Annotated in this window: 15 protein-coding genes, 1 tRNA gene and 1 pseudogene; 9 read left to right on the plus strand and 8 right to left on the minus strand. The window is 51.0% G+C overall.

Annotated elements, in window-relative coordinates:
• Positions 1 to 38 precede the first annotated feature (38 nt).
• The 5 genes from ispE to HMPREF3050_RS00450 form a co-directional block, all read right to left on the minus strand.
• Positions 39 to 887 carry a 4-(cytidine 5'-diphospho)-2-C-methyl-D-erythritol kinase gene (gene ispE, locus HMPREF3050_RS00430; protein ID WP_070773090.1) on the minus strand — a complete coding sequence of 283 codons (849 nt, stop codon included), beginning with the start codon at positions 885 to 887 and terminating at the stop codon, positions 39 to 41.
• A 14-nt stretch (positions 888 to 901) separates the two neighbouring features.
• Positions 902 to 1,492 carry a lipoprotein insertase outer membrane protein LolB gene (lolB, locus tag HMPREF3050_RS00435; RefSeq protein ID WP_070773091.1) on the minus strand — a complete coding sequence of 197 codons (591 nt, stop codon included), beginning with the start codon at positions 1,490 to 1,492 and terminating at the stop codon, positions 902 to 904.
• Positions 1,493 to 1,571: 79 nt separating this feature from the next.
• Positions 1,572 to 3,455 (minus strand): tetratricopeptide repeat protein, encoded by a 1,884-nt coding sequence (locus HMPREF3050_RS00440; protein WP_070773092.1) that lies wholly within the window; start codon positions 3,453 to 3,455, stop codon positions 1,572 to 1,574.
• Between the two features lie 352 nt (positions 3,456 to 3,807).
• A complete protein-coding gene (locus tag HMPREF3050_RS00445; protein WP_070773093.1) occupies positions 3,808 to 5,172 on the minus strand; it encodes a sodium-dependent transporter in 1,365 nt (454 codons plus the stop codon).
• A 286-nt stretch (positions 5,173 to 5,458) separates the two neighbouring features.
• A tRNA-Pro gene (locus HMPREF3050_RS00450) sits at positions 5,459 to 5,535 on the minus strand.
• A gap of 407 nt (positions 5,536 to 5,942) precedes the next feature.
• On the opposite strand from HMPREF3050_RS00450, the gene HMPREF3050_RS00455 reads away from it, so the two are divergent.
• On the plus strand, positions 5,943 to 6,260 hold the full coding sequence (locus tag HMPREF3050_RS00455) for a helix-turn-helix domain-containing protein (RefSeq protein WP_045072761.1): 318 nt from the start codon (positions 5,943 to 5,945) through the stop codon (positions 6,258 to 6,260).
• Between the two features lie 49 nt (positions 6,261 to 6,309).
• A complete protein-coding gene (gene glnD, locus HMPREF3050_RS00460; RefSeq protein WP_070773094.1) occupies positions 6,310 to 8,871 on the plus strand; it encodes a [protein-PII] uridylyltransferase in 2,562 nt (853 codons plus the stop codon).
• Positions 8,872 to 8,954: 83 nt separating this feature from the next.
• Here the strand turns inward: glnD and argH are convergent, their stop codons facing one another.
• Positions 8,955 to 10,334: an argininosuccinate lyase gene (gene argH / locus HMPREF3050_RS00465; protein ID WP_070773095.1), complete on the minus strand. Its 1,380-nt coding sequence runs from the start codon at positions 10,332 to 10,334 to the stop codon at positions 8,955 to 8,957.
• A gap of 77 nt (positions 10,335 to 10,411) precedes the next feature.
• On the opposite strand from argH, the gene HMPREF3050_RS00470 reads away from it, so the two are divergent.
• Positions 10,412 to 11,452 (plus strand): sensor histidine kinase, encoded by a 1,041-nt coding sequence (locus HMPREF3050_RS00470; protein WP_009311884.1) that lies wholly within the window; start codon positions 10,412 to 10,414, stop codon positions 11,450 to 11,452.
• 73 nt (positions 11,453 to 11,525) lie between these two features.
• Positions 11,526 to 12,272, plus strand: a complete 747-nt coding sequence (locus tag HMPREF3050_RS00475; protein WP_070773096.1) for a thermonuclease family protein — start codon at positions 11,526 to 11,528, stop codon at positions 12,270 to 12,272.
• A gap of 196 nt (positions 12,273 to 12,468) precedes the next feature.
• Here the strand turns inward: HMPREF3050_RS00475 and HMPREF3050_RS00480 are convergent, their stop codons facing one another.
• Positions 12,469 to 12,888: a hypothetical protein gene (locus HMPREF3050_RS00480; protein WP_070773097.1), complete on the minus strand. Its 420-nt coding sequence runs from the start codon at positions 12,886 to 12,888 to the stop codon at positions 12,469 to 12,471.
• Between the two features lie 188 nt (positions 12,889 to 13,076).
• Here HMPREF3050_RS00480 and HMPREF3050_RS00485 point away from each other — a divergent pair, with 188 nt between their 5' ends.
• From HMPREF3050_RS00485 to hemE, 4 genes are all read left to right on the plus strand, one after another.
• The gene (locus HMPREF3050_RS00485; protein ID WP_070773098.1) at positions 13,077 to 13,808 is read left to right on the plus strand and encodes a uroporphyrinogen-III synthase; all 732 of its coding nucleotides are present in this window, start codon (positions 13,077 to 13,079) and stop codon (positions 13,806 to 13,808) included.
• The gene (locus HMPREF3050_RS00490; RefSeq protein WP_070773099.1) at positions 13,795 to 15,309 is read left to right on the plus strand and encodes a uroporphyrinogen-III C-methyltransferase; all 1,515 of its coding nucleotides are present in this window, start codon (positions 13,795 to 13,797) and stop codon (positions 15,307 to 15,309) included. Before HMPREF3050_RS00485 ends, HMPREF3050_RS00490 begins: the two co-directional genes overlap by 14 nt.
• Positions 15,306 to 16,529 (plus strand): heme biosynthesis protein HemY, encoded by a 1,224-nt coding sequence (locus HMPREF3050_RS00495; protein ID WP_070773100.1) that lies wholly within the window; start codon positions 15,306 to 15,308, stop codon positions 16,527 to 16,529. Before HMPREF3050_RS00490 ends, HMPREF3050_RS00495 begins: the two co-directional genes overlap by 4 nt.
• A 119-nt stretch (positions 16,530 to 16,648) precedes the next feature.
• Positions 16,649 to 17,710 (plus strand): uroporphyrinogen decarboxylase, encoded by a 1,062-nt coding sequence (gene hemE / locus HMPREF3050_RS00500; protein ID WP_070773101.1) that lies wholly within the window; start codon positions 16,649 to 16,651, stop codon positions 17,708 to 17,710.
• 163 nt (positions 17,711 to 17,873) lie between these two features.
• Here the strand turns inward: hemE and HMPREF3050_RS14735 are convergent.
• Positions 17,874 to 17,936 (minus strand): annotated as a pseudogene (locus tag HMPREF3050_RS14735) (transposase); the annotation flags it as partial.
• 311 nt (positions 17,937 to 18,247) lie between these two features.
• On the opposite strand from HMPREF3050_RS14735, the gene HMPREF3050_RS00505 reads away from it, so the two are divergent.
• Positions 18,248 to 18,907 carry a phosphatase PAP2 family protein gene (locus tag HMPREF3050_RS00505; protein ID WP_141758368.1) on the plus strand — a complete coding sequence of 220 codons (660 nt, stop codon included), beginning with the start codon at positions 18,248 to 18,250 and terminating at the stop codon, positions 18,905 to 18,907.
• The last annotated feature ends 161 nt before the right edge of the window (positions 18,908 to 19,068 follow it).

A 19,068-nucleotide genomic window follows, 5' to 3' on the forward strand; every position in this document is an offset into this window, starting at 1 on the left:
ATCCAGTGTCTTAACCGCTTGACGACTCCCCAACTTTATCAAATCATTTGAAACAAAGGATGAACGTCTAAACCTTCAACACAATATGCTTCATATGATTGTGAAACTTGTTGGTATATATTGTTTGCTTCTTGCCGACTATCCGTAGAGAGAAATATACATGCTCCGGATCCTGTCATTAGCGCAGAACCATATTCGGATAATTCACAATAAGCTTTCCAAACCTCAGGATATTCCTGAAAAACAACAGCCTGCATATCATTTCTAAACGGCTGCAAAGATTGGAAAGTCGGCATTATGCTTGGTTTGGAATTTCGTGTCAAGTTCTCATGCGAGAAAATTTTAGCAGTAGAAACATGTACCGACGGTTTGACTATCACATACCATTGTTTAGGAATTTCTATTTTGACTAATTGCTCACCGATTCCTCGTGCAAAAGCACTTTGCCCAAAAACGAAAAACGGCACATCCGCACCCAAACTGACCGCCAAATCAATAAGCTGTTGCCTTGTCAGCCGACATTGCCACCATTGATTCAACACGGTTAACACGGTTGCCGCATCGGAGCTGCCTCCGCCCAATCCTCCCCCTGTCGGAATCTTTTTCTCCAACCAGATTTCCACACCACGACAGGAACCGGTATGTTGCTGCAAAGAAAGTGCGGCACGATAAGCCAAATCTTGTTCGCAGGGAATACCTTCAGTGGGATTATGCAGAATAATCTTTTTATCGTCTCGTGGCTTCAGGCAGACGGTATCATACAGCCCGACAAAGCAGAAAATACTTTCTAAATTATGATATCCGTCATCCCTTCTGCCCGTAATACGCAAATCGAGATTCAACTTAGCAGGCGCGGGAAAGGCTTGAGCGTCGGAAGGAATGTCCATATCAAGCTCTTTTTTTATTTTTTAAGGCGGGCTGCACATTGCGTCTGATCGCTGGCAGCAGGTTCGTGGTTGACTTCGTCAAATACCAGACGGACATTTAATTTGGCATTTTCCAATTGAAGGATTTTCGGCTTGCCTTCGCTATTGGTGCTGCGTGTAATAGTCCAATTGAATTGTTCCAAACGGCCATCGGGCAACAATCGATATGGCGCATTGGCAACGCGTTTGCCATCCGCCCAAATATGCAGATATTGAACAGGCAATTCATAGCCCAAAAGTTTGTTGCTGAGCTCTTCTGCTGTTTCTGCCTGATAGACTCGACCTTTACTGTCTACTGCCAATACACCTTGATTGTCTTTACATAACTGTCCGACCGTACTGCCCAAAGGCGTATTGACGCTAATGGTTTGGACTTGATTTTGATAGGACCAGTCAAAATTGGCGTAAGAGCCTTTTTCTTCGACTTTTACTGCCAATCTTCCGTCCGCAGTGAAATCATTGACATTCTCCGCCGGCTTCCAATCATTTTGCTGAGACAAATTAGGGTGCACACAAGCGGCAAGCGAAGTCAGTGTTGCAATAGATACTATGGTTTGTAATTTCATAAATACTCCCAGAGGTCGTCTGAAAACGGTCTATCATCTTGGCTTCTTCCAATGCCTTGTTTTCAGACGACCCCTTTCATTATTTCGATTTTACGGAACGCCCCGATTGGGCTTTTTTCGTTGGTTTAGGAGCAGTCTCCACGCCGAAACGCTTCATGGTTTCCCGCAATATTTTCATATCGCCTTCACCCTTCAGGCTGTCCGTCCATATTTTTTTGGCTTTTTCCTGCTCTCCGGATGCCCACAATGCTTCGCCCAAGTGTGCGGCAACTTCTGCATCGGGATATTTTTCAAACGCATATTGCAAATAAGGCAATGCGGTTTGCACATCGTCTTTCAGAAAATAAGCCCAACCCAAACTGTCATTGATGGCAGGGTTTTCCGGCTCAATTTGATAAGCAGCCTGAATCAGTTTAAAGGCTTCGTCTAAATTTTTCTTGGTTGGGGACAGCAAAATATAACCCAACGCATTCAAACCATTGGCGTTATCCGGTGCCAATTCAACTACGCGGCGCAAATCGGCAATTGCCTTGCCCTGATCGCCCATACGGTCATAAATCATGGCTCGTTGGTACAAAACATCAGGCAACTGCTCCATGGCATCCGGCTGCCGGCTTATCTTGGGCAACATTTTATTCAGCTCGGACAATGCTTCTTGCAAATTATCGTGTTTGGACAAAGCAAACAGGGTAACCCGTTGCAATTCCTTACTGCCGAAATAACGCCCTTCCTGTTCCGGCAGGCTTTGCGCCCGACGTGCTTCTGCCAAAGCTGCCTTACCGTTTCCTTGTTCGGCCTCTAATGAAGCACCGAAAACTGCTTTATCAAAAACATAACTGGGGGAAACAACTTTGGCAAGCCATTGTTTGGCTTTGGGATAGTCTTTAACATCGGCATAAGCCATCGCACCAATCAGGGCGGCACGGCTTTGTTGTTCGCTTGTTCCGATGTTATACGCTTTATCCAAATAATTGATAATCGTCGAAATATCGTCTTTACGATTACTTGCCAACAACGCTGCCTGAATATACAAATCGGGATTCGGGTTATTTTCCAACAGCGTACGCAGGCGCGCATAGGCTTTGTCGTTTTGTTTATTGGAAATCAGGTTGACGATTTCCAACTCCTGCCATACGGGCGAAAGATTGCGCGTATCCGTTTGCTCGAAGAAGCCGTTTAATATCTCGGGACTGCGTTGCGCCATCAGCCGCAAAGTCAGTAAAGTCGGCGGCAGCATCTCTGCATCCAGCCCTGCCAAACGTTGCAATGCCGCAATGGCATGTTTCTTTTTACCGCCTTGCGCACTGAAAATTACATCGGCAATTGCAGCTTCCGGCAAATCTTTATATTTCAAAGCTTCCTTATGGACTTGTGACGAAGCCTTCTCTGCCAACCCCGGCTGCTGGATTGCCGCTTGAGCCAACAGCAGGAAAATACGCTGATTCTGTTCTTCGCTGGCATTGGCCAAAATATCATCCAAACCATTCAAGGTCTTATCGCCCTGCCCCAGCAAGATATTGCGCAGCCAAGTCATACGTTTTTGCGCATTACCCGGAACAGGTTCGATTTCACGCCATTTTTGATAAATCATTTCCGCCTGTTGGAACGCATTGAGCGAAACCGCCATTTCTAAAGCGCGTTCCGCCACCTCCGGCGATTTGGTATTGTTCAACATCATCATGTATGTTGCCAACGCCGTACCGGCATCACCTTTCTGCAACAGTATTTCGCCGCTCAACAAGGTAAATATCTGATTTGCACGGTTTTGTATATTCACACGGCGAGCCTGCTCGACCTTGAATTCATCAGGCGTAAAGCGGTTTCTCTTTTGAATAATCTGTTTCACGTCTTTCGGTGTTTTCACCTCGACGGCATTATCCTGCCTGGCGGCGGAAACTTGCACCGCAAACAACATCATGACCGCAGCGGCAATCGTGCGGGCGCGGGTTGGGGACAGCAACATAACAATCCTTTGTGTACAAAAAAGCCGCATCAGAATTCATACGGCCATAATCAAACGTAACTTTATCACAAGCAGCCAACTTTGTAGATTTAAGCAACCGTAAACCTATTGTAATATTCCTCCTTTTCAGACGACCCCTTGCCCTGAAATTTGAGCAGGCTCCCGACTATCTCTTCGCGCTTAACCACCGTAATCAAATATAAGCAGACTATGGCCATCAACAATTCGACTAGAAATCAAAAAAGCTGAGTCCTGTCATTTACAGAACCCAGCTTACATCAACCGCCTGAACAAGCTTTATCAATACTGAAATATAAGGCAGTTTAAAGTTTTCAGACAACCTTACACACCATTACAACAGGTTGCTGACGAAAATCAGCAAAATCACCAACGGCACGAGGTATTTCACATAGGCAAACCAAATATTGACCGTCGTATGGTTGCCTTTATAAAGTAATTCGTCCTTCGCTTCGTCCTTCATCACGAAACCGACAAACAGCGCGGAGCCGAGCGCGGTCAGCATAAACAAGATGTTGCCGCTGATGTAGTCAAAAGCATCGAAAATATTTTTGCCGAACACGGAAACGTCTTTCCACGGACCATAGCTCAAAATGGACGGGATGTTGCCGAAGATGAAGATGGCAGCCAATACAATCGTAATCGCGGCGGTACGGCGGATTTTGGTTTTCTCCTGAATCGTCGTAATCAATACTTCATAAATCGTCAGCGAAGTTGTCAGCGCGGCAATCAGGAGCAACGAGAAGAAAATCACGGCGAACACAGGTCCAGCCCACATATTCGAGAACACGATCGGCAAACTTTGGAACACTAAAGTCGGGCCGGAATTGGGCGCGACGCCGAAGCTGAAGAGCGACGGGAAAATCATAAAGCCCGCAAGTACGGCGATGATGGTGTTGGTAATTGCGGTAATGACTGCGGTTTGCACCAAATTTTCGTTTTTATCCAAATAGCTGGACAAGGTAATCATCACGCCGAAACCCAAGCTCAGGGCGAAGAATACCTGTCCCAAAACAAAGACGAACAGTTCGGCGGTAATCTTGCTGAAATCAGGCTTCAGATAGAAAGTAATCCCTTCCATCGCGCCCGGCAGGGTAACGTTGCGCACGACCATGGCAATCAGGAATAAAAACAGCAGCGGCATCAGGTATTTCGCCGCTTTTTCAATGCCGCCGATGACGCCTTTGACCAAAATCCATTGGTTCACAACGACAAACAAGAAAGTGTAGAACGCAATTTCCCAAGGGCTGTTTTCGATGTGTTCGGTAAAGAAGCTTTTCGTTAGTTCGCCGCTGACAGGGCTGGAAATATTCAGGTTTCCGCTAATAATATTAACGATATAGCTGATCACCCAGCCGCCGAGCACCATGTAATACGCCATAATGCCGAACGATCCGAGCAAGCCCATCCAGCCGACCAGTTTCCAAATTTTGGCGACGGGTTTGCCGTTCATCGAGCCGCCGAACGCATCCAGCGCATTCACACCTTTGCGCCGTCCGATGACGTTTTCCACCAAAATCATCGGAATACCGATAACAAACATGGCGATACAGAATAAAAACACATACGCGCCGCCGCCGTTTTCACCGACCAAATACGGGAAACGCCACGTCGCGCCGAAACCGACAGTCGCGCCGGCAACGGTAAGGATATAAGTCAAACGGTTGGACCAAGTTTGACGGGGTTGGTTGGAAGACATAAAACACCATCTGCCTTGTTGGGAAAACTTGAAATTATACGCGAACGGATTAACGGTTCTTAACTGAATATCAAAAAGCAGTATAGTGAAAACATCTGGGAATTTTGCATTTTTTAGGTAAAAGCCATAAAGACAAAGGTCGTCTGAAAACAAAACAGGGGATATAGCTGGATACACTAGGAAACCATTGTCATTTCCCACCCTATTAAAATGTCAGGATTCAGACTTAAAACCACGATATGAAAAAACCTGCTTTGATCATGCAATCAAAGCAGGTTTTTATATTTGGTCGGAATGAGAGGATTCGAACCTCCGACCCCTTCGTCCCGAACGAAGTGCGCTACCGGGCTGCGCTACATTCCGAATAAGCAGGCATTATAGAGGAATTTTCGGCAGGATGCACGGATTTTGTTCACAATCTAAAATAAAAATAGATGAATTGCCTTCAATCTACCCCTGTTTTCAATTAACATAACCTATCTTTAAAATTTATTTTATAAATAATCCTCAGACTTGATTTGAATCAAAGCTCCAAATTGAGTTTCATTTATAATCGCCGACATTGGAGCTGAGACGACACTTCTCAAAGTCCTCAAGATTTTCTGATCAGTAGATGATGCATCTGCTTTGATTTAATACTCTCTATCTCTTTCCTCTTGATGTGTGTGTGTTTGGGTGTGGCAGTTGCCACCCCTTTTTTTGGCTTTTATGTGAAGTAAAATCCGTAACAGCAAATTCTTAAATTCAACCATTTATCCGGAAACAAAATCATGAGCAATAAATTGACTCCGCCTGCCGAACTGCCTGACGAGCAGGATTTACGGGCTGTCTTGGCGTACAACATGCGGCTTTTCCGTGTGAATAAAGGCTGGTCTCAGGAAGAGCTGGCGCGGCAATGCGGTTTGGACAGGACTTATGTATCGGCTGTGGAGCGCAAACGCTGGAACATTGCGTTGTCGAATATTGAAAAAATGGCGACGGCTTTGGGTGTAGCGGCGTATCAGTTGCTGATGCCGCCGCAGGAGCTGCTAAACCTGATGACCAATCCCTCTGATGCCCAACAGAGGTCGTCTGAAAACGATATTTGACCGCCGAATCATCCACCTCCCCTCTCCCCATAACTCGAAAGAATAAAAAATGTCTGCAAACCTGTCTTCAGCATTGGAAACCTTCAAACAGCAACGCACTGCCGCCGAAGCGCATTATTTGAAAGCCAACCGCGTGTCGGTATTTTTCAGGGAATACACGGCGGCAGTCGAAACCTTGTTGGCGGCATTGTGGGCAGAGCATTTTCCAAACAGCGCGTTATGCCTGATGGCGACCGGCGGCTTCGGACGCGGCGAGCTGTATCCTTATTCTGATTTAGATTTGGCAGTCGTGTCGCCTAAAACCGTTTCAGACGACCTTCAGGAAAAAATTGCGGCTTTCGTGCAGGCTTTATGGGATATGAAACTTTCGCCGTCGGTCAAAAGCGGCAGCGTTGACGAACTGTGCGAAAGCGTGCGCGATGATATTACGGGGGACACGGCGTTTTTAGAGGCTCGTTTTTTGTTCGGCAACCGCCAAACAGCGGACGAGTTGACGGAAAAAATGAACGCGCAACGCAATGTAGCCGCGTTTATCGAAGCAAAGCTGGTGGAGATGGAACACCGCCATGCCAAATCGCAAGGTTCGGGAGCGGTATTGGAACCGAACATCAAAAGCTGTCCCGGCGGTCTGCGCGATATCCATACCCTGCTTTGGATAGCGAAGGCGCAAGGCTTGGCGGCCAACCTGCCTGCGCTGGTCAAACAAGGCATTCTGACGCGCACCGAAGCCGGCATGCTTTCACACGGCTACCGCCGCCTCGCCCACATCCGCATCCATCTGCATTTAAACGCAAAACGCGCCGAAGACCGCCTGCTGTTCGATTTGCAGCCGCAAGTCGCCGAAAGCATGGGCTATAAGGGTGTGAACCTCCGCCGCCAAAGCGAAGAATTGATGCGCGTGTTTTACCGCGCGATTAAAACCGTCAAACAATTAAGCGGCATCCTCACGCCCATGCTGCAAAGCCGCGTTTCCTCGACGCCGATGCGCGTTACCCTGCGGATTGACGACGACTACATCCAAGTGAACAACCAAATCGCCGCGCGGCACACCGATATTTTTTTCAGACGACCCGAACACATTTTCAAAATCGTTGAAATCATGCAGCAGCGCAACGACATTACCGCGCTCGAACCGCAAACCCTGCGCGCTTGGTGGGGCGCAACGCGTAAAATCAACCGCAGCTTCTACCAAAATCCCGAAAACCGCCGCTGCTTCGCCGGCTTTTTCCGCCGCGGCAACGGACTGACCCAAACCCTGCGCTTTCTCAACCTCTATGGCGTGTTGGGCCGCTACCTGCCCGCGTGGGAAAAAATCGTCGGCCTGCTCCAGCATGACCTGTTCCACATCTATCCTGTGGACGACCACATCCTCGCCGTCGTCCGCAACGTCCGCCGTCTTGCCCTAGACATGCACAGCCACGAACTGCCCTACGCCTCCGCGCTGATGCAGTCCTTTGAAAAACAAGACATCCTCTATCTCGCCGCCTTCTTCCACGACATCGCCAAAGGACGCGGCGGCGACCATGCCGTACAAGGCATCGCAGACGCGCGCCAATTTGCCGCCGACCACTTCCTGACCGAAGAAGAAAGCGACCTGCTCGCCTGGCTGGTCGAAAACCACCTGCTCATGTCCACCGTCGCCCAAAAAGAAGACATCCAAGACCCCGACGTACTCGATGCCTTCTGCAAACGCGTACAAACCCACGAACGCCTCAGCGCACTCTACCTCCTGACCATTTCCGACATACGCGGCACCAATCCCAAACTGTGGAACGCATGGCGCGCCAGCCTGCTGGAAAGCCTGTTTCACGCCGCCGGACGCTACCTCGCAGGCAACGGCGGCAATCCGCACGCCCTCTTCGGCCGCCGCCAACAAGAAGCCGCCGATTTGCTCACCCGCGCCGCCGTCCCCGAAAAACAGCAGAAAAAACTATGGAACGCGCTCGGTTCCGCCTACTTCGCCCGCCATCAGTCCCGCGAAATCCTGTGGCACGCTGCCAATCTCGTACACGACTTTGAAACCCCCATCGTCCGCAGCCGCATCCTGCCCAAGAGCGACAGCTTCCAAGTCATGGTCTTCATGCCCAACGGCCCGCGCCTGTTCGCCCGCCTCTGCCGCATCTTCAGCCGCCACGGTTTCGACATTCTCGCCGCCCGCGCCTTCATCACCGAACACGACTACATCCTCGACACCTTCATCGTACAAATCCCCTCGCAGCACGCCCCCGAAGACTACCCCGACATCCAAAGCGCGCTCGAAGCCGAACTCAACAGCTTTATCCACGGACACACCGTTGCCGAAACCCAAAGCCGCAGCCGCCGCATCAGCCGCCGCAGCCGCTACATGCCGATTGCGCCCAGCATCACCATCACCCCTGAAGAAGACTACCCCGACTGGTACTCCGTCGAAATCACCGCCGTCAACCGCCCCTTTCTGCTCGCCGACATGGCGGAAGTCTTCTTCGCCCACAACGTCAGCCTACGCTACGCCAAAATCTCCACGCTGGACGAACGCGTCGAAGACAACTTCATCGTCTTCAGCCCCGATTTGAAAAACCCGAAAACACAGTCGTCGTTGAAACAGGCTTTGTTGGCACAATTGTCGGTGTGATGGTTGGTTTTAAAGGAAAAGCAAGAGGTCGTCTGAAACCCTGTTCCCCGTTTTCAGACGACCTTCTGCTTACTTCATTTTCTTTAAGCCAACAATTCCCGCCAGCGTTTCACTTGAAAACGCACCTGCTCCGGCGCGGTTCCGCCCAGGTGGTTGCGCGCGTTCAGGCTGCCTTCGGGTGTCAGTACGCCGTACACGTCGTCTGAAATCAGCTTGCTGAAACCTTGCAGGACTTCGAGCGGCAGTTCGCTCAAGTCAACGCCCGCTTGATCGGCGTGGCGCACGGCTTGGGCAACGACTTCGTGGCTGTCGCGGAAAGGCATGCCTTTTTTCACCAAGTAATCCGCCAAATCGGTGGCAGTGGCGAAGCCCTGCATCACGGCGGCGCGCATATTGTCGGGTTTGACGGTCACGCCGCGCATCATATCGGCGTAAATCCGCAACGTGTCGATGAGTGTGTCGGCGGTGTCAAACAGCGGTTCTTTGTCTTCCTGATTGTCTTTGTTGTACGCCAAGGGCTGTGATTTCATCAGGGTAATCAAGCCGATAAGATGTCCGATGACACGGCCGGATTTACCGCGCACGAGTTCGGGTACGTCGGGATTTTTCTTTTGCGGCATGATGGACGAACCTGTGCAGAAACGGTCGGCAATGTCGATAAAGCCGAAACGCGGACTCATCCACAAAATCAATTCTTCAGACAAGCGGCTCAGGTGAACCATAACCAGCGAGGCAGCGGCGGTGAACTCGACGGCAAAATCGCGGTCGGATACGGCATCGAGCGAGTTTTGGCAGATTTGCTCGAAACCCAGCAATTCGGCAGTGATTTCGCGCTGAATCGGATAGGTTGTACCGGCAAGGGCGGCAGCTCCGAGCGGCATACGGTTGACGCGTTTGCGACAGTCTGCCATGCGTTCGAAATCGCGTCCGAGCATTTCGACGTAGGCGAGCATGTGGTGCCCGAAGCTGACGGGTTGGGCGACTTGCAGATGGGTAAAACCGGGCATGACGGTTTCGGCGTTTTGTTCCGCCAAATCAACCAAAGCCGTTTGCAAGTTTCGAATCAGGTCTTGAATAACGGTAATCTGATCACGCAGCCAAAGGCGGATGTCGGTAGCGACTTGGTCGTTACGGCTGCGACCGGTGTGCAGGCGTTTGCCGGCATCGCCGATTTTGTTGGTAAGGCGGCGTTCAATGTTCATGTGGACGTCTTCCAAATCCAGCGACCAAGAAATAGTACCGTCCTTGATTTCTGCTATAATCTCCGCCATTCCCTGACGAATCGCCGCCAAATCTTCTTCACTCAAAACACCTGATTGAACAAGCATTTGCGCGTGAGCCAGCGAACCCTGAATGTCCCACTCGGCAAGCCGTTTGTCGAAATCGATCGAACCGGTGTATTTCTTCACCAGCTCGGAAACAGGCTCGTTAAAACGGCCCGACCAGGTTTTGTCCTTACTCATGGTTTCGTCCTTCAGATAAAATAACAGAGCCAATAAGGCTCGTATAAACGCATTAAAAGAAAACGGTTGGAAATTTTATGTCTATTATACGTCAAATCAACAATACATTCGCCGTCCCGGACCTGCGCAATTCGGCAACAGTCGTGCGCCTTTTGATTATTGTCTTGGGCAGTCTGTTCTTTTTACCCTTGATCAGCGATTCTTCGCTCTCCTATTCCACAGAGATTTACCATCATTCCCAATGGGTGTTTCCCGTATTGCTGGGGATTTTGGTCAAAGCCTATTTCGTCAATATCTTCACCCCTGCCATCAAAACATCGCCCTACGGTGTCATTATTACCTATTTTTTGAACTTATCGATATTTGCAATCGTCGATTTTTTCATTCTGAAAACACACGGTAGAACGCTCTCGCAACATTTCTTCCTGTTCAACCTTTTCCTGCTCGGGCTGATGTATTACGAAGCTTCGCGCCGGAACGGCCTTGCGCCTTCGATTTCCGAAGCCCGCCTCAGCGCGCTGACCGCCCGCATCCGCCCGCATTTCCTGTTCAACAGCCTCAACGCCGCCATCAGCCTCATCCGTCTGCGTCCGTATGATGCGGAAACCCTGCTGGAGAACCTCGCCAACCTCTTCCGCGCCCAACTGCGCGACGGCAGCCAAAGCAGCACTTTAGGGCAGGAAATCGAATGGGCGCAGGAATACATCGCCATCGAACAAATCCGCATGGGCCATATGCGCGTGCAGGTGATGTGGCAGCACCAGGCGCCCGATGACGCGGAAACGCCGCACCTCCTGCTCCAACCCCTTTTGGAAAACGCGGTCTTCCACGGCGTCGAATCGACCCACCGCCCCGGTATGATTACCGTGTTTACCAAGCTCAACAAATCATCCATCTACATCCGCATCGAAAACCCGTACACCCCGCCCGAAAGCAGCGAAAACGCCAAACCGCACAAAGGCAACTCAATGGCATTGCACAACCTCAAAGAACGCCTGACGCTGATGTACGACAACGATGCCAAAATCCAAAGCCGCCAACTCGACGGCATTTTCCGCGTCGACATCCGCCTGCCTTACCGCAAAAAAGCCTCTGATGTAAACAGGCTGTTCGGTTAATACAACCATCCTCCAAAGGTCAAAGGTCGTCTGAAAAGTTTCAGACGACCTCAAACAAACCACCGTCAACCTTATGAAAACCAAAACAATCTTAAAATGGCTTCCCGTGGTTTTGTCCGTCTTGGGCGCATTGGGTTACAGCTCGCGCGATACCGAAATCATCCGCTCCGGCGTGCAATTCGCTTCTGCGCTCACAGGCAGCAGCCATATCGGCATGGAAGCCTTCGGCGCATTATTATCGGAAACCGTCAAATCAGGGTCGTCTGAAAATACTGCACACCAAAGCCGTCCGCACACTCAAAAACGCAATTCCACCACTCCCCATACCTATCGCGGCAAAATCTCCAAAATCCACGACGGCGACACCCTCCACGTTATCGACGAAGACGGCGCGAAACACAAAATCCGCATGGCGTATATCGATGCGCCCGAAATCAATCAGGCATACGGCACGCGTTCGCGGGACAACTTGATTGATGCCGCCGACGGCAAAAAGGTGAAGGTACGCGTATTTGAAACAGACCGCTACCAACGCGAAGTCGCGCAAGTTTCCGTCGGGACGACCGATTTGAACCTCATGCAACTCCGCGACGGAGCGGCATGGCATTACGACAGCTACGCCAAAAAACAACAAAGTAAAACCGCCTACACCGACTACGCCGCCGCCCAAAAACAGGCGAAACAAAAACGCAAAGGGTTGTGGAATGGTAAAAATCCCCAAGCCCCGTGGGACTTCCGCCGCGAAGAGCGCGAAAGGCAAAACGGCGGGCACAACGAGAGCCGTCAAAAATCAGGCGGACAATGGTTTGGCATTTGGTAACCGGTGGCTCTCGACATTTAATTTTCCAAGTGGAATTTGTTCATAAAGCGGAAGATTCAAGGCGGAAACTGCAACAAGGTTGGATACCTTACGAGGATTTCCAACGCAACGGAAACTATTGAATCTCGACAGCTCCCAGTATAAAAAAGGTCGTCTGAAAAATATTTTCAGACGACCTTTTAATGAATCCAACAAATTAACGGCATTGCAGCCAAGTCCGTTTGAGATGATCGACATCCGTCACTTTGCAGACATTTCCGGAGCAGCTGACCGAATAATCTACTTTGGTCGGATGCCCCCATTGTTTGAAGCCGGCACGAATTTTGCCGTTGGGCAAGGCAGATACGCTGACCTTGACTTCAGTTTCAGGATTCTGACTGTTCCATATCGGATCGGCCTCTATACACAAATCCGCCGACCGAGAAGCGGTACGGATGGCTTTTTTCAAAGAATCATCGGCATATCGGTTCAAAATCTTCACGCCCGATTCATCATCGCGGCTTGCCTCTTGATAAATCTTCTTCACCAAACGGATCTTGGCGGCATCGTCTCCGCTTGCAAAAGAGACAGACGGAACCAGTAACGCAGCGAAAAGTATTGTCGCTATTTTGTTCATATTATGTTTTCCTAAAATCGAATTCTACCCTGCCATACCGTCCAATACCCTATTGAAACCATACTCAGTATTGACTTGGCAGGGTTCAGCCGTAAAAATACAAAAAGAATTATATCCATTGGATATGCTTTTCAAGCCGATTTAAACGTCATCACCCCATTATCCATCCTATAAAGAGGTCGTCTGAAATGCCTGTCATGCTGATTGTCCGTCCGTCCGCGCGTGCGGGAGATGATGTGCGCACCTGTTCGCAGGCAGGGTGGCGCGCGCGGGTGTTGAGTCCGGTTGAAATCGAGCCTGACGAAGCGGCGTTGCGCGGCTTGAAAGAACAGTTTTCCCATGCGGATGCGGTGTTTTGGGTCAGTCCGACGGCGGTTGAAACCGCTGCGCCGTATGTGGATTTTTCAGACGACCTGAAGGTTCAGGTAGCGGTCGGTCAGGCAAGCGGTCAGGCTTTGCAGCGGTGTGGCGCGAAAAATGTGTCTGTGCCGCAAGAAGGCAACGACAGCGAGGCGGTGTTGCGGCTGCCGGTTTGGGATACGCTGCCGCAGGGCGCACGCGTATTGATTGTGCGCGGACGCGGCGGGCGCGATTTTTTGGCGGAGTCGTTAAAGAAAAAAGGCTTTGCAGTGGAAATCGCGGAAGTGTATCTCAGACGACCTAATGAATTGAATTGGCAGGATTTTGATGCCGAATCCATTGATGCCGCCTTTATCGCTTCGGGCGAACTGGTGCGCGGGCTGTTTGCTCAGGTTCCGCCGCAATTTTCCCGATTCTTCGAATCCTTGTTATACTTCACCCATCATCCGCGCATAGCCGACGCGCTTCGTCAGGCGGGTGCGCGCCACATACGGGTCGTCGCTTCTCTGAAAGCGGCACTTTCATCATTTCCTAAGGAGCAAACCGATGAGCCGGTCTGAAGACAATCCATCCGAAGCAAACGAAGCCGGTCGGCCGATTATCGTCGACAGTCAGGGTAACGCGGGGTCGTCTGAAACAGTGGCTCCGAAAAAGGCCAAGCAGCCTAAAACCTCCGAATACGCAGGAACACACATGTCTGAATCTAAAAATCTTCCCCAAAACCAACCCGCCCCCGTCATCATCAAACAATCCGGCGGCAGAGGGCTGGCGGTAGGCGCGCTGGTGCTGGCGCTGCTGGGTTTGGGCGCAAGCGGCTTTTTGTTTGTGCAAGGACAAAACGTCTTGAAAAACCAAGAGCTTTCGTTTAACCAAAAGCTCGATAAAGCCGCCTTGGGCGAATCTGAAAACGCTTTACTCCTGAAAGACCATTTAAACCGCCAAACCGCCATCCAAGCCGAATTGGAGCGCTTGAGCAAAGCCCAAATGGCAAACAGCGAACAAATCCTGTTGACGCAAAAAGCGTATCAGGAGCTGACCAAAGGGCGCGTCAACTGGCTGGTTGACGAAGCGGAAACCATGTTGAACCTCGCCTCGCAGCAACTGCTGCTGTCGGGCAACGTACAAGGCGCGGCGGCGGTGTTGGAACATATCGACGGCCGCCTGAGCCGTTTCGACCAGCCCGAGCTGCTGCCCATCAAACAAGCCGTCAGCCATGATTTGGCGGCATTGAAAAACCGTCCGTATGTCGATATTTCCGGCACGGCGCTGCGCCTCGACCGTTTGGAAACCGCCGTTTCCGGCCTGCCGCTGGTGTTGGACGGCGTATTGCAGCCGGGCGAGCAGGCACAAAGCAACGGCGCATCTTCAGGCTCTTGGTGGCAAAATACTTGGGATAAATCTTTGGTTGCACTGAAAGGGCTGGTGGAAGTCCGCCGACTCGACAATAAAGACGCGATGCTGCTGTCGCCCGAACAGGCGTATTTCGTCCGCGAAAACCTGCGCCTGCGCCTTTTGGATGCGCGTACCGCGCTGATGCAGCACAACGGTGAGGTTTATCAAAGCGATTTGAACTACGTCGAAGCGGCGGTCAGACAATACTTTGATGGCAAATCACCCGCAACACAGGCATGGTTGAAAGAATTGTCCGAATTGAAAGCGCTGGAAGTACGCATGATTTCAGACGACAGCTTGAAAGCCAGCCTCAGCGCAGTCCGCGCCTATCAAGACGGCACGCGCACTCCGGTCGCACTGCCCGAACCCGTAACGACTGCTGCGTCTGCGCCTCTGCCCTCCGCCGCTTCCGAAGCGGCCGTTCCTCAAACCGCTGCGCCGGTAAATGAAAACGCTTCTGCACCGAAGGCTCCCCATCCTGCCAAAGCAAGACCCGTTCCTGCGCAGAAACCTGCTGCAGCCGCCCAAACAGAAGCGAAACCTTTAGAAGCTCCGGCGCTGCCTTCCGAGACTAAGCCGCAAAACATTTCCGAACCGGAAAAGAAAGCGGCTCCTGAGAAACAAAGCCGCCCTGCCGCCGATGCTGAGACCAAAGGAGGCCGTGCATGAAAGCCGTCGTCTGGATTGTCGTTTTATTCGCCGCAGCAGTCGGTATCGTCCTAACTTCCGGTATTTACACGGGTAATGTCTATATCGTCGTCGGACAGGTCATGATGCGGGTCAACCTGCACGCCTTTATCTTAGGGCTGGTTCTGTTTGTCGTTACCCTGTATTTCCTGATCAAATTCATCGTCGGCCTGATGAACATCCCCGCCCGTATGCAGCGTTTCGGCACGGCGCGCAAAGGCCGTCAGGCAGCCGTTGCTTTGAACAGCGCAGGTTTGGCGTTTTTTGAAGGCCGCTTTGAAAAAGCGGAGCAGGAAGCCGCCAAAGTATTGGAAAACAAAGAAGCCGGCGACAACCGCAACCTCGCGTTGATGCTGGGCGCGCACGCCGCCGACCAAATGGAAAACTTCGAACTGCGCGACCACTACCTGAAAGACATCGAAAAACTGCCGAACAAACAGCAGCTTTCCCGCTATCTGTTGTTGGCAGAATCCGCACTCAGCCGTCGCGATTATCTGACCGCTCTGGAAAATCTAAACGCCGCTGCGCGCATCCATCCCAACCTGTCCCGCCTCGCCCGCCTGCAACTGCGCTATGCCTTTGATCACGGCGATGCCGAAGATGTGTTGGCGAAATCCGAAAAACTGATGAAAGCCGGCGCGATTAATGATTTTGAAGCGGAGCAATACCAAAGCTGGGCATACCGCCGCCTGTTGGCGGAAGCATCAGACGCAGCTCGTCTGAAAGCCTGTCTGAAGCGTATTCCCGAAGCACTCAAAGCAGACGAATTGTGCGTTGCCATTGCTGAAAAATACGAGCGTCTCGGACTCTATACTGAAGCCGTCAAATGGGTACGCCACTATTATCCGCAAAACCGCCGTCCCGAACTTTTGGAAGCCTTTGTCGAAAGCGTCCGCTTCTTCAACGAACGCGGTCAGCAAAAAGCCATCGACCTTGCCGATTCTTGGCTGAAAGACAAACCTGACGACGCGCCGCTGCTGATGTACCTCGGACAGCTTGCCTACGGCCGCAGCCTGTGGGGCAAGGCGCAAAGTTACCTCGAAGCCAGCATCGCCCTGCAACCGAGCATCGCCGCCCGCCTCATGCTGGCGCGCGTACTCGACGAAACCGGACAACCGCAAAAAGCTCAGGAACAGCGGAAATTGGTTTTGGAAGCCGTCTCTGAAGAAGAGCGCCACGCCGCGTTGGAGCAGCATAGTTGAGTTTAGGAAACATTCTTATCTATCCCCTTTTCAGACGACCTTTCATTGCGGAAACCGCCGCAAAGGTCGTCTGAAAACCGTTTTCCTTCCCTGTTTTACAAACACACCGAAAGCCCCACATGACCTCTTTGAAAAACGACACTTTCCTCCGCGCCCTGCTCAAACAGCCCGTCGAATACACGCCGATTTGGATGATGCGTCAGGCGGGACGTTATCTACCCGAATACAAAGCCACACGCGCGAAAGCGGGCAGCTTCCTCGATTTGTGTAAAAACACCGAATTGGCGACCGAAGTCACCATCCAACCTTTAGAACGCTTCGATTTGGACGCAGCGATTTTGTTCTCCGACATCCTGACCGTCCCCGACGCAATGGGCTTGGGACTGTACTTTGCCGAAGGCGAAGGCCCGAAATTCGAACGCGCCTTGCAACACGAATTCGACATCGCCAAGCTGCAAGTTCCCGATATGGAAAAACTGCAATACGTCTTCGATGCAGTTGGCTCCATCCGTAAAACACTGGATGGCCGCGTACCGCTCATCGGCTTCTCGGGCAGCCCGTTCACGCTCGCCTGCTACATGGTCGAAGGCGGCAGCAGCAAAGAATTCCGCACCATCAAAACCATGATGTACTCGCGCCCCGATTTGCTGCACAAAATCCTCGACACCAACGCCCAAGCCGTTACCGCCTACCTCAACGCCCAAATCGACGCGGGCGCGCAGGCTGTGCAGATTTTCGACACTTGGGGCGGCGTCCTGAGCGATGCGGCGTTTAAAGAATTCAGCCTCAAATATATCCGCCAAATCGTTGCCGGATTGAAACGCGAAAGCGAAGGCAGACGCGTTCCCGTTATCGTGTTTGCCAAAGGCGGCGGGCTGTGGCTGGAGGGCATGGCGGAAATCGGCGCAGACGCATTGGGTTTGGACTGGACGTGCAACATCGGCGAAGCACGCCGCCGCGTCGGCAACCAAGTCGCCCTGCAAGGCAACTTCGACCCGTTTGCCCTCTTTGGCACGCCCGAATCCATCCGCACCGAAGTCGCGCGCATCCTTGCCGACTACGGACACGGCAGCGGCCATGTCTTCAACCTCGGACACGGCATCAACCAACACGCCGACCCCGAACACGCCAAAATCTTAGTCGATACCGTACACGAACTGTCGCGCCAATATCACGCCTGATTGGGCGTAACGTAAAAGGTCGTCTGAAAACCCAAACTGCTTATCGGTTTGGTTTTCAGACGACCTTTTTATAGTGGATTAACTTTAAACCAGTACGGCGCGACCTCGCCTTAGCTCAAAGAGAACGATTCTCTAAGGTGCTGAAGTACCAAGTGAATCGGTTCCGTACTATCTGTACTGTCTGCGGCTTCGTCGCCTTGTCCTGATTTAGAGTTAATCCACTATATATTGGATGAAAAGTAAAAATCAGACATTTTCTATTTAACTGACTGCATATTTACCCAAATCAAATCAGATTGATTTCACATATTTCAAAAGACATGTATGATGATGTTCTTTAAAACAACCTTTCCAATTTCAATAAAATCCATCTTTTTAGGGGCTGTCAACATTTAATTTTCCCAGTGGATTTTTGTTCACAAAGCGGAAGATTCAAGGCGGAAACCGCAACAAGGTTGGACACCTTGAATCTTCCGCTTTGAGGATAAAAAGACACGGAAACTATTGAATGTTGACAGCCCCTCTAGGAACACACACATGAACTTTCAAGACTATTTCGTCAATCTGATATTGAGCGGCGTGATGATTATCGGCGCTTACCAGTTTTACTTTTATACCCAGCGTCACCCCTTGCGCAAAGAGATTGTTTGGAATTCCCCGATAGACGAAAAAATCCCTTTCCGCCCGCGTTGGTCGTGGATATACAGCTTCCTTTACTACCCCGCCATCCTCTACCTCAACATCATCGCCACCGACCACCGCCATTTCAACATGATGGCGTTCAGCTTCCTGATGTTGCTGTTTATGCAAATGCTGTTCTTCTGGCTGTTTCCCGTTTCCACCCCGCCGCATTGGCGCAGCATCAATACCGGTAAAACACCGTCCGAATGGTTTTTACAGTTTGTTCAAAAATTCGACCAAGCCAGCAACTGCTTCCCCAGTATGCACGTTTCCGTCGCCATGCTGACCGCCCTGCACGCGCTGCCGACTTTGGGTGCCGCCGCGTTCCTCTTTCCCGTATTGATTGCCCTGTCCTGCATCTTTACCAAACAACACTACCTGATTGACCTGCCCGCAGGCGCAGCATTGGGCGGCTGGCTTTGCCTACTGGCTGTATCTTTTAGTGCTTTGACGCACCCAATCCTAATAAAAAAACCTAAAAGGTCGTCTGAAAACGAGCGAAGCGAGTTTCGCTAAAACAAAACTCAAAAGGTCGTCTGAAAACGAAAAACACCCGCTTATCGGTGTCAACTCGTTTTTCAGACGACCTTTGTATATACTTACCATCTGAACCTTACCGCCTCAAACCAGTCAGACTCAAAAATATAGTGGATTAACTTTAAACCAATACGGCGTTG

Origin of the sequence: Neisseria sp. HMSC065D04 (assembly GCF_001815675.1) — a bacterium.
Classification (GTDB): Bacteria; Pseudomonadota; Gammaproteobacteria; order Burkholderiales; family Neisseriaceae; genus Neisseria.

Bases quoted from the DNA above. Each gene is read 5' to 3' on its own strand.
- ispE (WP_070773090.1), bottom strand. From the start codon at position 887: ATGGACATTCCTTCCGACGCTCAAGCCTTTCCCGCGCCTGCTAAGTTG.
- lolB (WP_070773091.1), bottom strand. From the start codon at position 1,492: ATGAAATTACAAACCATAGTATCTATTGCAACACTGACTTCGCTTGCC.
- HMPREF3050_RS00440 (WP_070773092.1), bottom strand. From the start codon at position 3,455: ATGTTGCTGTCCCCAACCCGCGCCCGCACGATTGCCGCTGCGGTCATG.
- HMPREF3050_RS00445 (WP_070773093.1), bottom strand. From the start codon at position 5,172: ATGTCTTCCAACCAACCCCGTCAAACTTGGTCCAACCGTTTGACTTAT.
- HMPREF3050_RS00455 (WP_045072761.1), top strand. From the start codon at position 5,943: ATGAGCAATAAATTGACTCCGCCTGCCGAACTGCCTGACGAGCAGGAT.
- glnD (WP_070773094.1), top strand. From the start codon at position 6,310: ATGTCTGCAAACCTGTCTTCAGCATTGGAAACCTTCAAACAGCAACGC.
- argH (WP_070773095.1), bottom strand. From the start codon at position 10,334: ATGAGTAAGGACAAAACCTGGTCGGGCCGTTTTAACGAGCCTGTTTCC.
- HMPREF3050_RS00470 (WP_009311884.1), top strand. From the start codon at position 10,412: ATGTCTATTATACGTCAAATCAACAATACATTCGCCGTCCCGGACCTG.
- HMPREF3050_RS00475 (WP_070773096.1), top strand. From the start codon at position 11,526: ATGAAAACCAAAACAATCTTAAAATGGCTTCCCGTGGTTTTGTCCGTC.
- HMPREF3050_RS00480 (WP_070773097.1), bottom strand. From the start codon at position 12,888: ATGAACAAAATAGCGACAATACTTTTCGCTGCGTTACTGGTTCCGTCT.
- HMPREF3050_RS00485 (WP_070773098.1), top strand. From the start codon at position 13,077: ATGCCTGTCATGCTGATTGTCCGTCCGTCCGCGCGTGCGGGAGATGAT.
- HMPREF3050_RS00490 (WP_070773099.1), top strand. From the start codon at position 13,795: ATGAGCCGGTCTGAAGACAATCCATCCGAAGCAAACGAAGCCGGTCGG.
- HMPREF3050_RS00495 (WP_070773100.1), top strand. From the start codon at position 15,306: ATGAAAGCCGTCGTCTGGATTGTCGTTTTATTCGCCGCAGCAGTCGGT.
- hemE (WP_070773101.1), top strand. From the start codon at position 16,649: ATGACCTCTTTGAAAAACGACACTTTCCTCCGCGCCCTGCTCAAACAG.
- HMPREF3050_RS00505 (WP_141758368.1), top strand. From the start codon at position 18,248: ATGAACTTTCAAGACTATTTCGTCAATCTGATATTGAGCGGCGTGATG.